Source organism: Methylobacterium sp. J-118, assembly GCF_057836565.1.
Genome location: NZ_JBYQFA010000001.1, coordinates 517,018 through 537,492 on the forward strand (window position 1 = coordinate 517,018; position 20,475 = coordinate 537,492).

Genomic DNA, 20,475 nt, shown 5'->3' on the forward strand with positions numbered 1-20,475 from the left:
TGCTGGCAGGTGCGCATCGCCCTTTAGCCCAGTGCTGATTGACCGTTTGGTTTTTGCGGCATCGGCCCGATCGCTGGGCTGTCGATCGCGCGCTCGTCAGAAAATGTTGTAATGATGTAACGTTGCTCGGCGAGTTGGGCGGCCGGCCTCATCTGCCCTTGCGCGGAACAGACATACCGCGGCACTGAAACAGTATAACAATACGTGAGTTTCGATGTCCGCCACGCGCCACTCCGGCTTCCTCGCCAGCATGGTCCTCTCCTCGACCGTCTGCGCCACCCTCCTGGCTCCCCCCGCCGCACAGGCCCAGCAGGCCGTCGCCCTCGACGAGATCAGCGTCACCAGCCCCAGCCCGATCCAGGCGCCGCGTTCTGCGCCGGCCGCGGAGCCCCCCGTTCCGATCGGGATCCTGCCGGTGGCGACCAACACCTTCTCGCCTGTGACGGTCGTCACCCAGGACCAGATCGCCCGCGATCAGCCCCGGACGCTCGGCGACGCGTTGTTCGACCGGCCCGGCATCTCGGGCACCCGCTACGCCCCGGGCGCGGCCTCGCGGCCGATCATCCGCGGTCTCGACAATGCCCGGGTGCGGATCCAGGAGAACGGCATCGTCAACGGCGGCGTGTCCGACCTCGGCGAGGACCACGCGGTTCCGGTGAACCCACTGGTCGCCGACCGGATCGAGGTGATCCGCGGGCCCGCGACCCTGCGCTACGGGTCCGGCGCCATCGGCGACGTGGTCTCGGCTGACAACAACCGGGTGCCGACCTTCATCCCGGCGAACGGCATCCAGGGTCAGGTGACCAGCGGCTTCTCCAGCGTCGACAACGGCCGGCTCGGCGCCGCCACGGTGGATGCCGGCGGCGACGGCATCGCGGTTCATGCCGACGGCTTCAAGACCGCCAACGACAGCTACGCGATCCCCGGCGGCATTCAGCGCAATTCCTACAACGAGTCGCAGGGCGGCGCGGTCGGCATCTCGGCGATCGGCGACCGCGGTTTCGTCGGCATCTCCTTCAGCCATTACGACGCGGTCTACGCGATCCCCGGCGGCGTGGCCGAGCAGGACCGCACCCGCCTGACCCCGAACCAGGACCGGGTGCTGTCCCGCGGCGAGTACCGACCCCTCGACGGCCCGTTCGAGGTGATCCGCTACTGGGCCGGCTACTCGGTCTACCGCCACGACGAGGTCGGCTTCGGCGCGGACGGGATCGAGGGCGTCCAGGCGATCTTCAAGAACCGGGAGGCGGAGGGGCGCCTGGAACTGCAACACGTTCCGGTCTTCACCGCGTTCGGCAAACTGACCGGGGCGCTGGGCTTCCAGTCGGACCGGCGGGTGATCAACACCCAGCTCGAATCCTTCCTGCCCAAGACCGAGTCCCGCGCCAACGCGGTCTACCTGTTCGAGGAGCTGGAACTGCGCCCGGGCACCCGGATCCAGGCGGCCGGGCGCTACGAGGTCGACCGGCTGTCGAGCACGGCCGCCCAGTTCCCCGCCGACTACGTTCCGGTCGACGGGCAGGAGCCATTCCAATACGCCCGGACCCGCCGCTTCGCCCCGAAGAGCGCCAGCTTCGGCGCCCTGCAGGACCTGCCCTACGGATTCGTGGCGAGCCTGACCGGGTCCTATGTCGAGCGCGGTCCCACCGGCTACGAACTGTTCTCCCAGGGGCCGCACGACGCGACGGCCACCTTCGAGATCGGCAACCCGGACCTCAAGAAGGAGCGCGCCCGGACGGTGGAGGCCAGCATCCGCCGGGCCGAGGGGCCGCTGCGCCTCGACGCCACCGGCTACTACACGCGCTACACCGGTTTCATCTACCGCAACTACACCGGGCTCACCTGCGACGACGACTTCGCCTCCTGTGGCATCGGCACCGACAACCGGCAGATCGTCTACCAGCAGCAGAACGCCACCTTCTACGGCGCCGAGATCATCGGACAGTACGACCTCGTGCCGGTGGGCAACGGCTTTGCCGGGATCGAGGCGCAGTTCGACTTCGTGCGCGCCCAATTCGATGACGGCACCAACGTGCCGCGCATCCCGCCCTACCGGCTCGGCGGCGGCGTCTACCTGCGGGCCGACGGCTGGTTCGCCCGGGTGAACCTGCTTCACGCCTTCAGCCACGACGCCACGGCGATGTTCGAGACCCCGACCCCCGGCTACGACGACCTGCGCGCCGAGCTGAGCTACACCAAGGCCCTCGACCCCGCGGTCTATGGGGCGAGCGCGATCACTCTCGGCCTTCAGGGGCGCAACCTGCTGAACGCCGACATCCGTAATTCGACCTCGTTCAAGAAGGACGAGATCCTGCTGCCGGGGCGGAACCTGCGGCTGTTCCTGACGGCGCGGTTCTGAGGCAGTTCCCAACCCGCCGCGTCCCGGTCTCCGCCATCAGAGCGAGAGCGCTCGCCGTTGGCGTGGACCGCGTCGACGGCGATCCGCCGGGCGGCTCAACCCGGCTCCGGTCCGATGCGGTAATGGTAGCGGTACAATTCGCGCTCGAATCCGAGCCCGCGGTAGAGCGCCCGCGCCGGCGCGTTCGCCGCCACGACCTGCAGGCAGGCGGCTTCCGCGCCCTGTGCCCGGCTCCAGCGGAGCAGCGCGCCCACGGCGCGCCGCGCATGGCCGCGGCCGCGCAGGGGCTCGGGGGTGGCAACCGCTTCGATCACCAGCAGGGCACGGTCGAGCACGCCGAAGGCGATGGCGCCGATCCCGCCCGCCTCGGAGGTCGCCGCGAAGGCCCGCGGCAGCATCAGCGCGGCGACCGTGTCGCGGAACACTCGCGCGGCCGCGGCGTCGGCGCGGTTCACCGTGTCGCGCAGAGCCAGCCAGTCGGCCCAGGGCGCCGGCGCGACGGTGACGGCGGGATCCGGCTCAGCCGGACGGTCATCGAGGGCGCGGTACAGGGTACAAGTCGCGTCGGCGACCGCGTAGTCGGCGCGCGCGAGAAGCGGTTCCATCTGCGGTGCGATCGTCGGGATGCGGAAGATCGGACGCTGCCCGAGGGCGGCGTAGATCGCGCATGCAGCTGGGATCGCCGATTCGGGGGCGCCGCTCCCGCGCATCGGATTGACCGAGTTCTGCCGCTTCGACCGGCCGCCCGCGGCGCGCAGCAGGTATCCGTCCACCAGGATCTGGCGCGGGCTCGGCCAGGCGTTGAGGCAGGCCTCCTCCACGCGCCAGGCGAGGTCGGCGTCCGTGCTCATGGGAACCTCCGGCGGCCGTGATCGCACGGGGCCGCGATCGGGCCAACAGGCCCTGTGGCAAGGCTTCGCCCGTGCGGCGTCGCGTACGCTTGAAGCCTGTCCGGGTCGCGCGATGTCACCGCGATGTCTGAACCCGAACTCCTGTTCTGCCTGCATTTCCTGGGCGGAAGTGCCCGCAGCTGGGCGCCCCTCGCCCGGGCGCTCGACGGCACACTGACCTGCGTCCCCGTGGAGCTGCCGGGCTTCGGCCAAGAAGCCGGCCAATCGGGGTTTTCCGTTGAAGCGATGGCCGATCACGTGGCGGAGGCGATCCGCGCGCGGGCGCCCGCCGCCTTCGCCATCGCCGGCCACAGCATGGGCGCCAAGGTTGCGCTGGCGCTGGCCCGGCGATCCGAGGACGGTGTGCCGGGCCTCGAAGGGCTTACGGACCTGATCCTGGTTTCCGGCTCGCCGCCGAGCCCGGAGCCGATCCCCGAGGAGCGCCGTTCGCACATGCGCAGCTGGATCGACGCCGATCCGGAGACGCGCCAGCGCGAGGCGCGAGACTTCGTCCGTGCGAATGTCGGGACCGGTCTCGACGCCGAGACCGAGGATCGGGCGGTGGCCGACGTACTCCAGGCCGCACCGGCGGCGTGGAAGGCATGGCTCGATTCCGGCGCCCGCGAGGATTGGTGCCGCCGCGTCGGTCTCCTGCGCACGCCGGCGCTGATCCTGGCGGGTTCGGAGGATGCCGATCTCGGCCCCGACGCGCAGCTTGCCCTGACCGCCCCGCACCTCGCGCACCATCGCCGCGTCACCGTCGACGGCGTCGGTCATCTCCTGCCGCTGGAACGTCCCGACGCCCTGGCCGGTCTGATTCGCGAGCATCTCGGGGCGCGGCCCGCGGGACCGGACCGGCCAGCGCCAACGGTACCGCCGGCCTACGCGGCGCTGATCGCCTCGGAGCGGGTCAACGGCCGCCTCCGCGGCGCGCTCCATGCGCGCGCCGAGCCGGACGATCCCGCCTACCGCCCGGAGGCTCTGGATCCTGTGGAACTCGCGATCCTGCGCGCCGCCTTCGCCCGGGTCCTGCCGGCGTCGGGCATCGACTTCGCCGCCCGGCTCGATCGGCGCCTCGCCTCCGGGGACGGCGACGGCTGGCGCTTCTCGGCCCTGCCGCCGGACGCGGAGGCCTACCGGGCGGCCCTGCGCACCCTCGACGCAGCCGCCCGCGCGGCGCAGGACCGCCCGTTCGTGGCCCTCGACGGCGCGCACCAGGATGCGCTGCTCACGCTCTGCGCACAGACCGGATTGAAGGTCCCGGACGCGCTCGGCGGCCGGCTCGACGCAGACCGGATGCGGTTCTGGTTCGAGGATCTGCGCGCCGACGCGGTGCGCCTCTGGCTCGGCCATCCGGCGGCACTGGCGCGGATCGGCTTCTCGGGGATCGGTGCCGGCGGCGACCGGCCGGGCGAGATCGCGTCGGATCTACCGGGCTTCCACGAAGTCGGGCTCGACGCACCGGAGGCCTGGGAGCCCGAACCTCAACAGGGCACGCTGCAACGGATGGAGGCGGGACGATGAACCTCGCGGGGATGCGGAGCTACCGCGAGGACGACGTGGTCGATGCGGTGATCGTCGGGACCGGGGCGGGCGGCGCGCCGCTCCTGGCGCGACTCGCCGCGGCCGGCCTGAAGGTCGTGGCCCTGGAGGCCGGGCCGAACTTCACGCCGGAGCGCTTCGCCTTCGACGAGACCCTCGCCGCCGAGATCTACTGGACCGAGGAGCGGCTCAGCGGCGGCGCGACCCCGGAGGCCTTCGGGGCGAACAACAGCGGCACCGGGGTCGGCGGCTCGACGCTGCACTGGGGCGCCTTCGTGCCCCGGGCCGACGCCCGCGACCTCCGCCTCCATACGGAGAGCGGCGAGGGCGTGGACTGGCCCCTCGCCTACGAGGATCTGGTGCCGTTCTACGAGCGGGTCGAGGGCTTCATCGGCGTCTCGGGGGCGCAGGATTATCCGTGGGATCCCGGGCGGCGCTACCCCCTCCCCCCCGTGCCGCGCAACGGCCCGGCGCAGATCATGGCGCAGGCCTGCGAGGCACGCGGCATCCGCTGGGCCGACGCCCCCGCCGCCGTGGTCTCACGGGACTTCCAGTCCGAGGACGGCCCCCTGCGCGAGGCCTGCATCAATTGCGGCTACTGCCATCAGGGCTGCCGCAACGGCGCCAAGACCAGCATGGACGTCACCTACCTGCCGCTGGCCGTCGCCCGCGGGGCGGAGATCCGGGCCGAAGCCTTCGTGCACGGCCTCGAGCGCGGCGCCGACGGCCGGGTCACCGGGGTGGTCTACCGCCAGGGCGGCCAGGACCGGCGCCAGCGCTGCGCGGCGGTGTTCCTCTGCGCCGGTGCGGTCGAGACCCCGCGGCTCCTGCTGCATCTGGGACTCGCCAATTCCAGCGATCAGGTCGGCCGGAACTACATGGGCCACGTGGCGACCCAGGTCTGGGGTACGTTCCCGCACGAGGTGCGGATGAACCGCGGCTACCCCTCGTCGCTGATCACCGAGGACTTCATCCGGGCGGGTGCCGATTTCGCCGGCGGCTATCTGATCCAGAGCCTCGGCGTCGTGCCGGTGACCTTCGGCAATGCCGTGGCCCGGGGGCGCGGCCTGTGGGGCAAGCCGCTTCTCGACTATCTCGACCGCTACAACAACCTCGCCGGCATCGGCATCAACGGCGAAACCCTTCCGCGCGACGACAACGTGCTGACCCTGTCGGACGAAACCGATGCGCGCGGGATGCGCAAGGCTCAGGTCAGCTTCGGCTACGGCACCAACGAGGACCGGCTGAACGCGCATGCCACCAAGGTGATGCGCGGCCTGTGGGAGGCGGCCGGTGCCGAGGATATCTGGGTGCTGGAGCGCGTCGCCCACACGATCGGCACCTGCCGGATGGGGCGTGACGGGTCGAGCGCCGTGGTCGATCCGGTCGGCCGCAGCTTCGACATCGACAACCTGTGGATCTGCGACGGCTCGACCTTCCCAAGTTCGCTGGCCGCCAACCCGGCACTCACCATCATGGCGCTCAGCCTGCGCACCGCCGAGGCATTCCTGGCGGCCGGACCCTCGGGGCAGGGCTGAGCGCGCGGCGTCGCCGCGCTCACCCAAGCGTGGCGCGCAGATCCGCCAATCCGCGCTTCTGCCGGCCCCCTGCGTCGAAATTCGCCGGGTCGAGCCAGGCCGCGAAGCCTGCGCGCAGACGCGGCCACTCGGCGTCGGTGACCGAGAACCAAGCGGTGTCGCGGGAGCGGCCCTTCACCACGACGGCGTTGCGGAAGATCCCCTCGAAGGTGAAGCCCAGGCGCAGGGCCGCCGCCCGGGACGGGGTGTTGAGGCTGTCGCATTTCCACTCGTAGCGCCGGTAGCCCAGTTCGTCGAAGGCCCGGCCCATCATCAGCGCCATCGCCTCCGTGGCGGCCGGGGCGCGCTGGAGCGTCGGCCCGAAATGGAGATGGCCGACCTCGATCACGCCGTTCCCCGGGTCGATCCGGAGATACGAGGCGATCCCCAGGGGCGCGCCGGTTCCCCGGTCCAGGATCGCGTGGAACAGCGGATCCTCGCTCGCCGCCCGGGATTCGAGCCGCGTGCGGAGTTCCGCCTCGTTCTCGGGCATCGTGTCGGGGAGATAGGTCCAGCCGCTGCGGTCGGGGGCGGCACTGTAGGTGGCGAACAGGCCCGCCGCGTGGGCTGCCGCGTCGAGCGGCACGACCCGGCAGGTGCGGCCCTCCAGGGGCGTCCGCGGTGGACGGGGGCGCGGGGTCCAGTCCGGCAGGGCTGGTCCGACCGGCTGGCCGAAGGTGTTCACGCCTGCGCTCATGATCCGCTCCGCCCGCCGACCAGCCCGGCGAGCACGGTCTCGCCCTCCGCTTCGAACCCCGCGATGACACCGGCCCGGTCGGGCTCGGGTCTGTTCTGGCTCATCTTCCACTTCCCCTCGATGCGGGTGATCGGGATCTCGACGCCGATCAGCGCCTGGACCTGCGCGGCCACGAACGGCTCCGGCGCGTCGGAGACCGCCCAGGGTGCGGCCCGCGGCGTCTCGCGGAGCGCGGTGAGATCCGCGATCTGGCGCCGGAGCCAGGCCGCATCCTCGATCACCTGCGGCCGGCCCCAGGCATGGACGGTGGCGTAGTTCCAGGTCGGCACGACGCGGCCGTGGGCGCGCTTGCTCGCGTACCAGCTCGGACTGACGTAGCCCTGCGGTCCCTGGAACGCCACCAGGCACTCCTCGACCGTGGCGAGATCCTGCCCCTGCGGATTCGCCCGCGCCAGATGCGCGCGCAGGATCCCGTTGGCATTGTCGTCGAGGAGGAACGGGATCGGGTTGGCGATGAGTCCCGCCGGCCCGGCGGTGATCAGCAGGCCGAGCGGATACGCCCGGATCAGCGCGTGCTGCGCGTCCCGATCATCCTCCCTGAAGTGCGGCGGCTGGTACACGGGCCACGTCCTGTCTGGCGCCTCGATCCGCGGATGCTTGACGGTTCGGTGGACCAGCGAAAAGGTCCAGTTCCGAAAAACCGACTGGACCGCTTTGCGCCATGGCCCGGGGTCCATTGCCGTCGCCCGTCAGCCTCGATCCGTCGAGTCCGGTCCCGCTGCATGTGCAACTCCGGGAGGCGTTGCGCACGGCGATCCTCGACCGCCGGTTGCCGCGTGGGGCCCGGCTCCCAGCATCGCGGGTACTCGCGGCAGATCTCGGCTGCGCCCGGGGTACGGTGGTCCTCGCCCTGGAACAGCTCGCCGCCGAGGGATACCTGACGGCGCGTCCCGGCTCGGCCACCCGCGTCGCCGCGACCCTGCCGGACGATACGGTGCCGTCGCCCGGCCGGATCGCGCATCCGGCGACCGTGTCCGCGCCCCGGCTTTCGCAGCGCGGCACCGACCTCGCCGCCGCGCCGCCGCGGCGGTACATGGCCGGATCCGCGGCCCCGGACGCCTTCGCCCTCGGGCGGCCGGCGCACGATGCCTTCCCGTATGCGGTCTGGGCCCGGCTGCTCCAGGCCGAGTGGCGCCGGGGACCGGCCGAGGAGTCGGATCCGCGCGGCTCGCCGGCGCTGCGGAGTGCCATCGCCGCCTATCTGGCGCAGGCCCGGGGCGTCGCCTGCGAGGCCGAGGACGTGATCGTCACCGCGGGGATCCGGCAGAGCCTGAGGCTGCTCGCGGAGCTGCTGCTCGACCCCGGGGAGACAGCCCTGATCGAGGAGCCGGGCTTTCCCGGGATCGCGCAGGCCCTCTCCAGCGCCGGCCTCCGGCCGGTCCCGGTCCCGGTCGGCCCGGGCGGGCTCTCGGTGGCCCGGGCCGCGATCCTGGCGCCCGGCGCGCGGCTCGCCGTGGTTACGCCGGCCCATCATTATCCCCTCGGACACGCCATGAGCCTCGAGAACCGTCTCGATCTCCTGGCCTGGGTGGATTCCACCGCGGGCTGGATCGTCGAGGACGATTACGACGGCGCCTACCGCTACGCCGGACGCCCGCTGGCGCCGCTGCGCGCCCTCGACCGCACCGGGCGGGTCATCTACGTGGGCAGCTTCTCGAAGGTCCTGCTCCCGGCCCTCGGCCTCAGCTACCTCGTCCTGCCGCGCGGCCTCGTGGCGCCGGTGAACCAGGCTCTGGCCGAGATCGGCCCGACGCCCCCCGGGATCGGGCAATGGGCGCTGGCGCGCTTCATCGAGGACGGGCACCTCGCCGGCCATTTGCGCCGGACCCGCCGCCTCTACGCCCAGCGGCAGGGTGCCCTGGTCGAGGCCGCGGGGCGCGTGGCCGCCGACGTGATCACGGTGGCGCCGATGGAGGGCGGGATGCACCTGATCGCCAGGCCCGGCCCGGCCTGGGCCCCGTCCCTCTCCGACGCGGCCGCCGCGGCGGCGCTCGGCCGCGCCGGGATCTCCGCGGTGGCGCTCTCCGCCTATCACGCCGGACCGCCGGAGCCCGGCCTGTTGCTCGGCTATGCCGCGGTGCCGGAACGCGCCATCGGGCCGGCGGTGCGGCAGATGGCCGAGGCGCTGCGGCGCGCCGCCGGCGTGCGGGGCCCGCCCTTGGGCGACGCCCGTTCTGGATGAGGCTTCGGGATCGGCGACCCTGAAGCTCAGGCCGGAACCGGCTCCGCAGCGCGGACCGGGGTCGGGCCTGCCCGGTAGGCCGCCGAGGCCTCCTCGGTCCGCCAGCAGGCAACCCTGTGGCCCGGGCCGATCTCGGCCACCGGCGGCATCTCCCGGCGGCAGCGCTCCTCGACCAGAAAGCAGCGCGGCGCGAAGGGGCAGCCCGGCGGGCGATTGGCGAGGTCGGGCGGACTGCCGGGAATGGTCTGGAGCCGCGAGCCCTTGGCCAGCGCCCCCTCGGCCCGGCTGCGCAGGAGGCCGATCGTGTAGGGGTGGTGCGGGTCGAGCACCACCTGATGGGCGGTCCCGGTCTCGACGATCTTGCCCGCGTACATCACGGCGATCCGGTCCGCGACTTCCACGGCGGCGCCCAGATCGTGGGTGACGATGACGATCGACAGGCCGAGGTCGCGCTGCAACTCGCGCAGGAGCAGCAGCACCTGGATCTGCACCGTGGCGTCGAGCGCCGTGGTCGGCTCGTCGGCGAGCAGCACCTGCGGCCGGCAGGCGAGCGCCAGGGCGATCATGGCCCGCTGGCGCATGCCCCCCGACATCTCGTGCGGGTAATTGTCGAGCCGCCGTTCCGGGCTCGGGATCCGGACCCGCTCGAACAGGGCGAGCGCGCGCTTGCGGGCTTCGTCCTTGGAGATCTTTTCGTGCCGGTGGATCGCCTCGGTGATCTGCTGGCCGACCGTGTAGACCGGGTCGAAGGCGAGCAGCGGCTCCTGAAAGATCATCGAGACGTCGCCGCCGCGGAAATCGGCGAGCTGGCGCTGTGTCAGCGCCTGCACGTCCCTGCCGGCCGCCCGGATCGTGCCTTCGATCCGGCTGCGGCCGTGCGCGAACAGGCGCAGGATCGCCCGCAGGGTCACGCTCTTGCCCGAGCCCGACTCGCCGATGAGCGCCATCGCCTGCCCGCGCTCGACCGTGAGGTCGACGCCGTCGACGACCTGCACCTTGCCGAAGGCGACGCGCAGATTCTCGAGGGTGACGGCCGGCTCGGATCCCGACATCTGGGCGCTCATGCCGCGAGCGCCCGGGCCGGGGCGGCGGAATGGCCGGAGCCCGGCTGGCGGGCGAGGCAGGCGACCCGGTGCAGTGGCCCGGTCGTGTCGAGCGGCGGCTCCTTCTCGCTGCACACGGGCTCGGCGAGGGCGCAGCGCGGGTGGAACCGGCAGCCCGATGGGGGATCGATCGGATTCGGCGGATCGCCCTGCAGCAGGGCGGCCTGGGTGCGGTTGTCCGGGTCGAGGGACGGCATCGAGGCCAGCAGCGCCTCGGTGTAGGGATGGGCCGGGGCGGCCAGCACCGTGTCGGAGGGGCCGATCTCGGAGACCCGGCCGAGATACATCACCATCACCCGGTCGGAGATGAACCGGACGACGTTCAAATCGTGGCTGATGAAGATGTAGGTCAGGCCGAACTCGGCCTTGAGATCGAGGAGGAGGTTGAGCACCTGCGCCTCCACCGACTTGTCCAGCGCCGAGACCGCCTCGTCGAGGAGCACCAGCCGGGGCTCCAGGGCCAGCGAGCGGGCGATGTTGACCCGCTGGCGCTGGCCGCCGGAGATCTCGTGCGGGTAGCGCCCGGCGAAGCGCTTGGGCTCCAGGCCGACCCGGGCGAGCAGGGCGCGCGCCCGCTCCACCGCCTCCCGGCCGGGCACGCCGTTGACCTTCGGGCCGAAGGCGATCGACTGCTCCACGGTCATGCGCGGGTTGAGCGAGGCATAGCTGTCCTGGAAAACCATCTGGACCTGGCGGCGGTAGGACCGCCACGGCATCACCCGCTCGCCGACCGGCTGGCCGTCGTAGAGCAGCGTGCCGGTGTCGCGCGCGATCAGGCCCATGAGCAGCTTGGCGGTGGTCGACTTGCCGCAGCCGGACTCGCCGACGATGCCGAGGGTCTCGCCCTTGAGCACGTCGAAATCGACACCGTCGACGGCGCGGACCACCTGCTTCTTGCCCCCGGCCTTGCGGACCGGGAAGTGCTTGATCAGGCCCGAGACCGACAGGAGCGGCTGGGCGGGGCCGCCGCGGTCGCGGGCGAAGGGATCGGAGGCGTCCGGGATGACGCTCACTGGCGAATCTCCATGGCCGTGCGCAGGCCGTCCGAGAACAGGTTGAAGGCGATCGAGACGATGAAGATGCACACCCCCGGCAGGGCCGCGACGACCGGATTGACGTAGATCGCGGTGCGCAGGGTGTTGAGCATCAGGCCCCATTCCGGCTCCGGCGGGCGCACGCCCAGGCCAAGGAACGACAGGCCCGAGGCCAGGATCATCGAGACCGAGATCAGGCTGGTCGCGTAGACGAAGATCGGCCCGACGACGTTGCCCAGAACCTGCACCCGCATGATCGTCAGCGCCGAGGCTCCGGACAGCTTGGCGGCGTCGATGTAGTCGCGGCGGCGGATGCCTGTGGTCACGCTCTCGGCAACCCGGGCGATCTGAGGGACGAACACGCAGGTCAGCGACACGATCGAGTTGAAGATGCCGGCCCCCAGGGCCCCGGACAGCGCGATCGCCAGCAGCACGGAGGGGAAGGCGAAGAACACGTCGATGGTGCGCATCAGGATCGTGTTGGTCCAGCCGCCGACATAGCCCGCCAGGATTCCGATGCCGGAGCCGAGCACGAAGGCGATCAGCACCGGCGTGACGCCGATGAACAGCGACAGCCGCGAGCCCAGCATCAGCCGGCTGATCATGTCGCGGCCGAGTTCATCGGAGCCCAGCCAGTAGGTTGCGTCGCCGACATGCCTGAGTCGGCGCAGCATGGACCCCTTGTAGGGGTCCATCGGGGTGATCCAGGGCGCCAGGATCGCCATGAGGACGACGAGCACGATCACCGCGCCCGCAGCCATGGCGACGGGGTCGCGGATCAGCCGGTGGCCGACATGGCCCCAGAAGCCGCGCGACGGGACGAAGGCGGCTGCGGGGCCGTGCGCGGCATCCTCGGCGGCCAGCACGCCGCCGTCGAGGGCCACGGAGGCGGCGGTGATGGGTGCGGTCATCGTCGGCCTCCGGGTCAGGCGCGCTCGATGCGCGGGTCGAGGGCGGTCTGCATCACGTCCACCAGCAGGTTGAGGACCACGAAGAACATCGCCAGGACCAGGATCGAGCCCTGCAGCAGCGGCAGGTCGCGCTGGAAGATCGCGGCGTTGAGGAGGAAACCGGTGCCGGGCCACGCGAAGACGGTCTCGACCAGGATCGAGCCGCCGAGGAGGTAGCCGAGCTGGAGGCCCATGATGGCCAGCGCCGTCGGAGCGGCGTTGCGGACCACGTGCTTGAACACGCCGCGCTCGTCCATGCCCTTGGCGCGCAGAGCCTCGACGAAGTCCTGGGACAGGATGTCGGCCACAAGCGCCCGCACCGTGCGGGCGATGATGCCCATCGGGATCACCGACATCGTCACCGCCGGCAGGATCAGGTAGCGCAGGTGTTCGAAGTCCGGCCGCCAGTTGCCGGAGCCGTCGGGCCCGGCGCCGGTCGGCGGCAGCCAGCCGAGCGTCGCCGAGAACACGATCACCAGAACCATGCCGAGCCAGTAATGCGGCACGCTCACGCCGAAGACCGAGAGGGCCGAGGCCGCCCGGTCGGCCAGCGAGTTGCGGTGGTAGCCCGCCACGAAGCCGAACAGCGTGCCGAAGGTGAAGCCGATCACCGTCGCCACGGAGGCGAGGATCAGCGAATTGACCACCGCGCGGGTGACCTCGCCCAGCACCGGCCGGCCGGTGGCGATCGAGACGCCGAGATCCCCGTGCAGCACGTGCCACAGCCAGATCAGATACTGGACCGGGAGCGGCTTATCGAAGCCGTAGGCGGCCCGCATCTCGTCGATGGTGGCCTGGGTGGCGTCTGCCGGCAGCACCGCGCTCAAGGGATCGCCCGGCGCGAGGTGCACCAGAAGGAAGCAGACGACGCTGACCCCGAACGCCACGGGCGTCACGTAGACCAGTCGTTTGAGGATGTAGAGCAGCATTCCAAGACCTGTTGTCATGCACAGTCGAGGCGACTCCCCTCCCCCTTGCGGGGAGGGGTTAGGGGTGGGGGTGGTGCAGACGGAACCGCTGCGCTCAATTCTGCCCCACCCCCACCTCCGGCTCCTCCCCGCAAAGGGGAGGAGAGATGGGTCCCGCCCGGCTACCGCCCCGCCGTCGCGATGGTGATCTTCGAAAAGTCCTGGAACCAGTTCTGCGCCTGGACGAAACCCTTGACCTTCGGGCTCATGGCCCGGGGATTCACGTCGTGGGTGATCATGATGAACAGGGCATCATCCACGTATTTCTCGTGGACCTTCTCGAGGACCTTTGTCTGCTCGACCTTGTCGAAGGTGTTGCGGACCTGATCGAACAGCTTGTCCATCGCGGGATCACAGTAATAGCCCCAGTTCGTGCCGTTCGGTGGGGCAAAATTGCACTGGAGATGGCGGATGAAGCCGGTGAACGGGTCCTGGATGAAATACGAGTAGTTGATCGCCGAGACGCCGCGGGAGATGTCGGCCTTGGCCCCGGCGCGCCAGATGTTGATCAGCGTGTTCCACTCGACCACCTCGTAATCGACCTGGATGCCGACCTCGCCGAGGTTCTGCTGGACGAATTCGTTCATCGGCAGCGGCTGCATCTGGCCGGAGCCCGAGGCCGAGATCGCGACCTTGAGCTTGAGGGGCTTGGCCGGGCTGTAGCCCGCCTCCGCGAGCAGCTTCTTGGCGGCCTCCGGATCGTACTTCACGTCGAAGGTCGGGTGGCCGAACCATTGGTGGCCGGGGGGCATGAAGCCCTTGGCCGGGATCGCGAGCCCGCCGAGCAGCTCCTTCAGGCCGTCGCGGTCGATGGCGAGGTTGGCGGCCTTGCGCACCCGGATGTCGTTCCAGGGCGAACCCTCGACCCGCGACAGGTGCCATGTCCAGTTGTGCGGGTAGGCGTTGGTGACGATCGTGAAGCCGGCACCCTTCAGCGATTCCACGGCGTCGGGCGCCGGCGCCTCGATCCAGTCGACCTGGCCCGAGCGGAGGGCCGCGACTCGGGCATTGGCCTCCGGCAGCGGCACGAGCACGAGCTTGTCGAGCTTCGGCACCCGGTTCGCGTCCCAATACGCCTTGAACGGCACCATCTCGGCGCGCTCGCGCGGGGCGAACAGGGTCAGCTTCCACGGGCCGGTGCCCGAGGGCTGCTTGGCGAAGGCGTCCCAGGACTTGCCGAGTTTCTCCCACTGGGCCGGGGACGACATCATGATCCAGGCGATCTGGTAGGGCAGCGTCGCATCCGGGGCCTTGGTGGTGATCTCGACCGTGAGCGGATCGACCACGCGGTAGCTGGCCACCGCCGGGATCCGGGTCTTGCCCTGCGCGGACTGGCGCGGGTCGTATTGCGGCGCGTCGGCCTTCAGGAGCTTGTCGAGGTTCCACACCACCGCGTCGGCGGTGAAGTCAGAGCCGTCGTGGAATTTCACGCCGGGCCGCAGCTTGAAGGTCCATTTGGTCTTGTCGCTGGCATCGACGCCCCAGCTCGTCGCCAGACCGGGTACGAGGTCGGAGGCGAGTTCGGCGCTCGACAGGTCCCAATTGATGAGGCCGTCATAGACCGTGTAGCCCATGAACCGCATGCCCTCGCCGCCATTGTCGGTCTGGCCGGTGGTCAGCGGGATGTCGGAGGCGGTCATGCCGATCCGCAGCGTCCCCTGGGCGAGGACGGCGGTGCTTGCCGACAACACCAGGGCACTGGCCAGCGCCGCACGGGCGCCGAAGTTTCTCAGACGGGACAGCATCGCGGATCGGGTACTCGCGTTGGCCGGGTCCGGAGGGGCCGGCATACACTCGACCATATGCAAGCGCGCGGCCACTCGCCCCGCGGCGGCGCGAGGCTACGCGGCGTCGATGACGCTGACATGCGCGGCGACCACCCGCCAGCCCTCGGGGAAGCGCATCCAGGTCTGGCTCTGGCGACCGACTTTGCCGGGGGCGTTCGCGCGGGTGAACAGCGTCATGGCGGTGGCCGCATCCCGCCCATAGGTGGTGATCACTGTCTGGGCGAGCGTCCGGTCGAGACCGACCGGCGAGCGGGCACGGCGGAAGGCACGGATCGCCGCCATGCCGTAGAGGTTCTCGCCGATGCCGTAGCGGATGGTCAGCGGATCGTCCCGGAACAGCGCCTCCAGGGTGGGAACGTCGTTGGTGGTCAGCGCCGCCTCGTAGGCCCGGAAGGCGGCCTCGACCTCGGCCTTCACGGAGGGATCGTCGATCACCATCAGGGGAGCTCCGCGATCGGCGCCGCGCAGGTGCCGATCCGTTCGAGGTGGCGGGCGACGCGCAGGGCCAGATCCTCGCGCCAGGGTGGGGCGATCACCTGCACGCCCAGCGGCAGGCCGTCGTCGAGCCAGACCGGCGCGGCGACCACCGGCAGCCCGATGAACGAGATCGGCTGCGTGAACACCCCGATATTGGCCCGCACCGGCAGGCTGACGCCGTCGAGGACGAAGTGGGTCTGTCCGCCCTTCGGAGCCCGGCACGGCGTGGTCGGCGCCAGGATCACGTCGACGCTGTCGAACAGGCCGAGGACCGCCGCTTGGTACCAGCGGCGGAAGCGCTGCGCCCGCTCGACGAAGGGCGCCGGGATCATCGCTCCGGCGATCAGGCGGTCCCGCACCGCCGGATCGAAGTCCCGCGGCCGGGTGCGCAGGCGGTCGAGATGGAGCGTCGCGCCCTCGGCTGCGGTGATCAGGTAGCCCGCGGCGCGGGCGCGCTGCGCCTCCGGCAATTCCACGGTCCGGCTCGCCCCCAGGGCCTCGGCGACGCGGGCCACGGCCGCGAAGGCGTCCGGATCGCCGCCCCGGGCGAAGTAACCGCCCGCCACCGCGATCCGCAGGCCGTCCAGGCCGGCTTCGAGGATCGGCAGCGTCGGCTCCGAAGCGCGGGCCGTCGCCACCGGATCGTCCGGATCGGGGCCCTGCATCGCGTCGTAGGCGAGCGCCAGGTCCGTGACCGTCCGGGCCATCGGCCCGAGGTGGTCGAGGCTGCCGACGAACGGGAAGCTCCCGGCCCGGCTGAGCCGGCCGTAGGTCGGCTTCAGACCGAAGCAGCCGCAGAAGGCCGCGGGGACCCGGATCGAGCCGTTGGTGTCGGAGCCGAGCGTCAGCGGCACCATCCCGGCGGCGATCGCCGCCCCGGACCCACTGGACGAGCCGCCGGTCATCCGATCCAGGGCGTGCGGATTGTGCGCGTCCCCGTCGTGGACGTTCTCGCCGGTGAAGTCGTAGGCGTATTCACCCATGTTGAGGGCGCCGATCAGGATCGCCCCAGCCGCTTCGAGGCGGCGTACCAGGGTCCCGTCCTGCGCGGCCGGGGCGCGGTCCCGATTGATCTTGGAGCCGGCCCGGGTGGGCAGGCCCGCGATGTCGATCAGGTTCTTCACCGCGAAGGGGACACCGGCCAGCGGCCCGGCCGTGTCACCGCCGCGCAGGGCCGCATCGACGGCATCGGCCCGGGCCAGGGCCCGCGCGCCGAGCACGTCGGTGAAGGCATTGAGCTGGTCGTCGCATCGCGCGATCCGGCCCAGGGCCTCGGTGACGATGGTCCGGGCACTGGTCCGTCCCCCGGCGACCGCGGCGGCGATCGAGGCCGCATCCATCTGATTGTCTGTACTCACGCCTCGAATCTCGGAGCGGCGTCGACCTCGTCGGGCAGCGGGAAGTCCTGCACCAACGCGGCGGCTGCGGCCAGGACGCGCAGATTGGCGGTGACGGAGGCAATCCACGTTGCATCGAGCGTGAGGCCGAGAAGCGGTGCCGTTGCCGCCGCGTAGGTCTCCGGATCGAACGGGCTGGGACTTTCGGGCATCGCGATCCTTCAGCGGGTTCGTGGCGGATGGATCGAGTTGGTAGCAGGCCTCGTGCCGCGCGCACCGCCGATGACGCACCCGATTGGCTGCCCAATGGTTGTGCAACACCGCCGCCATCGGCGGATTGCACGTTAGCCAGTCAGATCTGATTATTTTCTAGGCATTCGTCGATGGGGCGTCCAACTTATCGCGTGGCAGGAGTCGCTCTGTCGCAGCAACCTTTATCGGCCGATGTCGCCTTTCCCCCAATCCGGGTGCCGGAGCCGATGCCGCATTCGCAGGCCTGGGTTGATCAACTTGAGTAAGCGACCCCTTTAAAGACGGACATTGCTTGGGTCGGGTCGTCCACTCAGCCTAAAGCTCGGCATCTGCGCGTTTTTCCCAGCGCATCGTGGCGATCCATGCTGCGTCAGTAGCCTTGCCGCGGCTCACCCGTCGACCTATCTCGGATCCACGCAGCACAGACGCCGTTCCCCATGCCACGGCGTGTTCAACGCGGCCTCCACGTGATGTTTTTCTGCATCGCCCGGCGAGACTCTTACAGAGACGCTACGGATTGTCCCTCCGGCGGTCGACTGCGTGTGCGGGCGCGATTGCATCCGCCTGGTCGCTCTGGTTAAGGGCGTTCCGTTTTTCAAAACTTGGTTCGACCTGAGCGCTCCGGCGCAGGCTGAGCGCTCAGGTCGAACCATCGGTGAGCCGATGGATCGGCATGGTTCCGGTGTCCGGGGACGCCGTCGGAGCCTGCAGACTGAGGTCCCTCTCCGGCCCTGCCGGATGTCCCTGCCCGACGCCCAACCTACCGAACTGAGAAAGGTCAGATGAGCGCATTCGACTACAGGAATTTCGACGACCGCCGCCAGAACTCGCAGAACGCCAAGGCTGCCCTCCTGGCCAAGTTCAAGGCGCGGACCCCGGCCGACGATCCGGATATGATCGCCAAGGCCAGGGCCCGGGCCGAAATCGCCAAGGCGCGCGAGGAGCGCACCCGCGAACGCGAGGCTGCGCGCATCGCCGCCGAGCTGAAGGCCGCCGCGGAGAAGCGTCAACGCGAAGAGGCCGAACTCGCCGCGCAACTCGCCCGTGAGGCCGCGGAGCTCGCCGCCGCGCAGGAACGCAAGTCTGCGGAACTGGCCGCCAAGAAAGCCCAGCGCGACGCTCGCTATGCGGCGCGCAAGGCCAAGGTCAAAGTGAAGCGCTGAGGTCGCGCGGCCTCCAAGACGGCCGTTTGAACCGGACGACGCTCGCCCCATGGCGGGCGTCGTCGCGTTTCCAGGCGTCTCAACGCAGCGGCATTTCAGAATAGGCCCTGCGGTACTGCGAAATCCGCGCCCGACCCAAACCGTAAGTGGATGAAGGTTGGCCTCGCGAAACCAAAACCTCGCCGGTGGTGTTGCAAACGCTCAGGCCCGCCAAACTTATTCGTGCGGTCCGTATATTGGCGAGCATACGCGATGCCCTCCCGAACGATCCTCGCGCTGGTTCCCGCGATCCTGTGGGCAGGCGCCGCCCTCGGACAGGACAAGGTCACGGCGATCGCCTGCGACAGCCTGCTGGCGGCCCGCCGGGTCAATGCGGCGTCCGGCTCAGACCGCAACGCGGCCGTCGATGCCGGCTGCCACAGTGTCGACCGGAGCACGATCGGGTCCGTGGAGCAGCGGGCGCTGATCGGTGGTGCGCCCTATGAGTGCATGACGATCACCGGCGCGGGACGCTGCCTCTGGATCGTACCCTGAGCGGCGCCCGAGGCGATTGCGGGCGGCCACGTATTTCGAACACGGTTCACTGTGGACCGAGATGCTCTATGTCGGCGTCTCGTTGGAGTGAGGACCACGGTTCGTATGCCGAGTTTCCGGGCCAGAACGCGCAGTCTTGCCTGGATGACGTTCGGGGCGCTCATTGGCCTTGTGATGGCTGCGAGCCCCAGTCGAGCCGAGCCCCCGATCCGCAGCCCAGAGGATGCGGCGTGCCGTATTGAGGCCCGCGCGAAGGTGTTCGTGGCACCCAACCCGCGCGGCCTGGAGTTGGAAGAACTTGGGCGGCAGATCTACTATGCCTGCATGAAGCGCCTCAGCCAGGCGGCCGAGCCGGTTCAGCGGGTGGGCCGCCGCCATTCACGCCGCCATCGGCGCCGTTGAACGGCGGGCGTGGAGCCGATCAGGCGTCGAGCGGGGCGCCGATCCGGGCACGCAGGCGCAGGCGCAGGGCCTCGTTTCCGCCCTCGGCCTGGAGCGCCGACATCAGGCGCAGCAGGTGGCTGAGCGGGGTCGACCGGCACGCGATGGCGTCGGCGATCTGCTCCAGAAGCGGCTTGGCGGCGGGAATGAAACGCGCCGCCGGCTCGGCCTGATGGGTCTGGGGCATGCGAGGCGCTCGTCCTTCGAAAGGATCCAGATTGGCGGCCGGGTCGCTACGCCTTTCCCCCGCGCCGCACCAGCCCTTTTCGCCGTTTTACGTAGCCGGCATCGGTCTGAGTCACCGCACGGCAACAGCCCGAACGAAAGCTGTGGATGCTTTCGATCCATAGGGTCGGCCCGGCGCTCAGCGGGTGGCGAGGGGTGAGCGCGCGTATCCGTCGAGCAGATCTTGCGGGTCGCGGAAGATCGCCACGCAGCCGGCGGCGGAGAGATCGGCCTCCGGAAAGCCGCCGCAGAGCAGGCCGATGGTGCGCAAGCCCGCTTTCGCGGCGGCCTCGGCATCGTAGGGCGTGTCGCCGATCACGTGGATCGTGTCGGACGCTGTCGCGCCGAGCTTCGTCAGGGCGGCCTGGAAGATGTCGGGATGCGGCTTCGAGCGTTCGGCGTCGTCGGAGCTGGTCGATACGTCGACGAGGTCGCCGATCTTCAGGATGTCCGTGTAGCGCTCGACCTCCGCGCGCTTGCCCGAGGAGGCCAGCGCGATCGTGAGGCCGTCCGCGCGGATCCGCTCGAACAGGGGGCGGACGCTCGGGAATGGCCGGACCTCCGGCAGATAGCTGCGCTTGAACAGATCGGACCGATAGGATTCGATCGCCTCGCCCTCCCGCTTGATCCGATCCTGCGACAGGAAGACCGGCATCAGCTCGTCGCCGCCCTTACCGATCTGGCTCCGGACCCGCGCCTGATCGGTCTCGACCCCGAAATGCGCGAAGGCCTCGACCCAGGCCCGGGCGTGCAGATCGACGCTGTCGAGCAGGGTCCCGTCGATGTCGAAGATCGCCGCGCGCATAGCCGCCTCATCGCGGCGCATGGTGCCCGCTTCCGGCCCGTCAACAGGGGCGACCGGCGACCCGTTCCGTCGGCCGGCGCCGTAACGGCAGA

19 protein-coding genes are annotated in these 20,475 nt (G+C 70.4%); 6 read left to right on the forward strand and 13 right to left on the reverse strand.

The window, feature by feature from the left end; translation table 11 throughout:
* The first annotated feature begins 250 nt into the window (after nt 1–250).
* Nucleotides 251–2,359, forward strand: coding sequence for a TonB-dependent receptor (locus AC3IF3_RS02430; RefSeq protein ID WP_489231216.1), 2,109 nt, complete (start codon nt 251–253; stop codon nt 2,357–2,359).
* A 95-nt stretch (nt 2,360–2,454) separates the two neighbouring features.
* Here the strand turns inward: AC3IF3_RS02430 and AC3IF3_RS02435 are convergent, their stop codons facing one another.
* Nucleotides 2,455–3,210: a GNAT family N-acetyltransferase gene (locus tag AC3IF3_RS02435; protein ID WP_489227110.1), complete on the reverse strand. Its 756-nt coding sequence runs from the start codon at nt 3,208–3,210 to the stop codon at nt 2,455–2,457.
* Between the two features lie 123 nt (nt 3,211–3,333).
* Between AC3IF3_RS02435 and AC3IF3_RS02440 the strand changes: the two genes are divergently transcribed.
* The gene (locus tag AC3IF3_RS02440; protein ID WP_489227112.1) at nt 3,334–4,773 is read left to right on the forward strand and encodes an alpha/beta hydrolase; all 1,440 of its coding nucleotides are present in this window, start codon (nt 3,334–3,336) and stop codon (nt 4,771–4,773) included.
* On the forward strand, nt 4,770–6,329 hold the full coding sequence (locus tag AC3IF3_RS02445) for a GMC family oxidoreductase (RefSeq protein WP_489227114.1): 1,560 nt from the start codon (nt 4,770–4,772) through the stop codon (nt 6,327–6,329). Before AC3IF3_RS02440 ends, AC3IF3_RS02445 begins: the two co-directional genes overlap by 4 nt.
* 19 nt (nt 6,330–6,348) lie before the next feature.
* On the opposite strand, the gene AC3IF3_RS02450 is transcribed toward AC3IF3_RS02445, so the two are convergent.
* Both AC3IF3_RS02450 and AC3IF3_RS02455 read right to left on the reverse strand, forming a co-directional pair.
* The gene (locus AC3IF3_RS02450; RefSeq protein ID WP_489227116.1) at nt 6,349–7,065 is read right to left on the reverse strand and encodes a GNAT family N-acetyltransferase; all 717 of its coding nucleotides are present in this window, start codon (nt 7,063–7,065) and stop codon (nt 6,349–6,351) included.
* Complete coding sequence (locus tag AC3IF3_RS02455; protein ID WP_243973543.1) at nt 7,062–7,685, reverse strand: FMN-binding negative transcriptional regulator; 624 nt, start codon at nt 7,683–7,685, stop codon at nt 7,062–7,064. Before AC3IF3_RS02455 ends, AC3IF3_RS02450 begins: the two co-directional genes overlap by 4 nt.
* A 101-nt stretch (nt 7,686–7,786) precedes the next feature.
* On the opposite strand from AC3IF3_RS02455, the gene pdxR reads away from it, so the two are divergent.
* Nucleotides 7,787–9,307: a MocR-like pyridoxine biosynthesis transcription factor PdxR gene (pdxR, locus tag AC3IF3_RS02460; RefSeq protein WP_489227117.1), complete on the forward strand. Its 1,521-nt coding sequence runs from the start codon at nt 7,787–7,789 to the stop codon at nt 9,305–9,307.
* Nucleotides 9,308–9,333: 26 nt separating this feature from the next.
* Here the strand turns inward: pdxR and AC3IF3_RS02465 are convergent, their stop codons facing one another.
* The 8 genes from AC3IF3_RS02465 to AC3IF3_RS02500 all read right to left on the reverse strand — a co-directional run bounded on the left by AC3IF3_RS02465 (nt 9,334) and on the right by AC3IF3_RS02500 (nt 17,175).
* Nucleotides 9,334–10,359: an ABC transporter ATP-binding protein gene (locus AC3IF3_RS02465; protein ID WP_489227119.1), complete on the reverse strand. Its 1,026-nt coding sequence runs from the start codon at nt 10,357–10,359 to the stop codon at nt 9,334–9,336.
* An 8-nt stretch (nt 10,360–10,367) separates the two neighbouring features.
* A complete protein-coding gene (locus AC3IF3_RS02470) occupies nt 10,368–11,423 on the reverse strand; it encodes an ABC transporter ATP-binding protein (RefSeq protein WP_489219562.1) in 1,056 nt (351 codons plus the stop codon).
* A complete protein-coding gene (locus AC3IF3_RS02475) occupies nt 11,420–12,355 on the reverse strand; it encodes an ABC transporter permease (RefSeq protein ID WP_243973539.1) in 936 nt (311 codons plus the stop codon). Before AC3IF3_RS02475 ends, AC3IF3_RS02470 begins: the two co-directional genes overlap by 4 nt.
* A 14-nt stretch (nt 12,356–12,369) precedes the next feature.
* A complete protein-coding gene (locus AC3IF3_RS02480; RefSeq protein WP_243973538.1) occupies nt 12,370–13,323 on the reverse strand; it encodes an ABC transporter permease in 954 nt (317 codons plus the stop codon).
* Between the two features lie 161 nt (nt 13,324–13,484).
* Nucleotides 13,485–15,107: an ABC transporter substrate-binding protein gene (locus tag AC3IF3_RS02485; RefSeq protein ID WP_489227121.1), complete on the reverse strand. Its 1,623-nt coding sequence runs from the start codon at nt 15,105–15,107 to the stop codon at nt 13,485–13,487.
* A 96-nt stretch (nt 15,108–15,203) separates the two neighbouring features.
* Nucleotides 15,204–15,587, reverse strand: a complete 384-nt coding sequence (hpxZ, locus tag AC3IF3_RS02490; protein WP_489219564.1) for an oxalurate catabolism protein HpxZ — start codon at nt 15,585–15,587, stop codon at nt 15,204–15,206.
* Nucleotides 15,587–16,966: an AtzE family amidohydrolase gene (locus AC3IF3_RS02495; protein WP_489231217.1), complete on the reverse strand. Its 1,380-nt coding sequence runs from the start codon at nt 16,964–16,966 to the stop codon at nt 15,587–15,589. The genes hpxZ and AC3IF3_RS02495 overlap by 1 nt, the downstream gene beginning before the upstream one ends.
* A 14-nt stretch (nt 16,967–16,980) precedes the next feature.
* Nucleotides 16,981–17,175, reverse strand: coding sequence for a DUF4089 domain-containing protein (locus AC3IF3_RS02500; protein ID WP_489227122.1), 195 nt, complete (start codon nt 17,173–17,175; stop codon nt 16,981–16,983).
* An 822-nt stretch (nt 17,176–17,997) separates the two neighbouring features.
* On the opposite strand from AC3IF3_RS02500, the gene AC3IF3_RS02505 reads away from it, so the two are divergent.
* Together AC3IF3_RS02505 and AC3IF3_RS02510 are read left to right on the forward strand one after the other, a co-directional pair.
* Nucleotides 17,998–18,378, forward strand: coding sequence for a DUF6481 family protein (locus AC3IF3_RS02505; RefSeq protein ID WP_489227124.1), 381 nt, complete (start codon nt 17,998–18,000; stop codon nt 18,376–18,378).
* A 252-nt stretch (nt 18,379–18,630) separates the two neighbouring features.
* Nucleotides 18,631–18,912, forward strand: coding sequence for a hypothetical protein (locus AC3IF3_RS02510; RefSeq protein ID WP_489227126.1), 282 nt, complete (start codon nt 18,631–18,633; stop codon nt 18,910–18,912).
* A 421-nt stretch (nt 18,913–19,333) separates the two neighbouring features.
* On the opposite strand, the gene AC3IF3_RS02515 is transcribed toward AC3IF3_RS02510, so the two are convergent.
* A complete protein-coding gene (locus AC3IF3_RS02515; protein WP_489227128.1) occupies nt 19,334–19,540 on the reverse strand; it encodes a hypothetical protein in 207 nt (68 codons plus the stop codon).
* A gap of 177 nt (nt 19,541–19,717) precedes the next feature.
* A complete protein-coding gene (locus AC3IF3_RS02520; RefSeq protein WP_489231218.1) occupies nt 19,718–20,383 on the reverse strand; it encodes an HAD family hydrolase in 666 nt (221 codons plus the stop codon).
* Between the last annotated feature and the right edge of the window lie 92 nt (nt 20,384–20,475).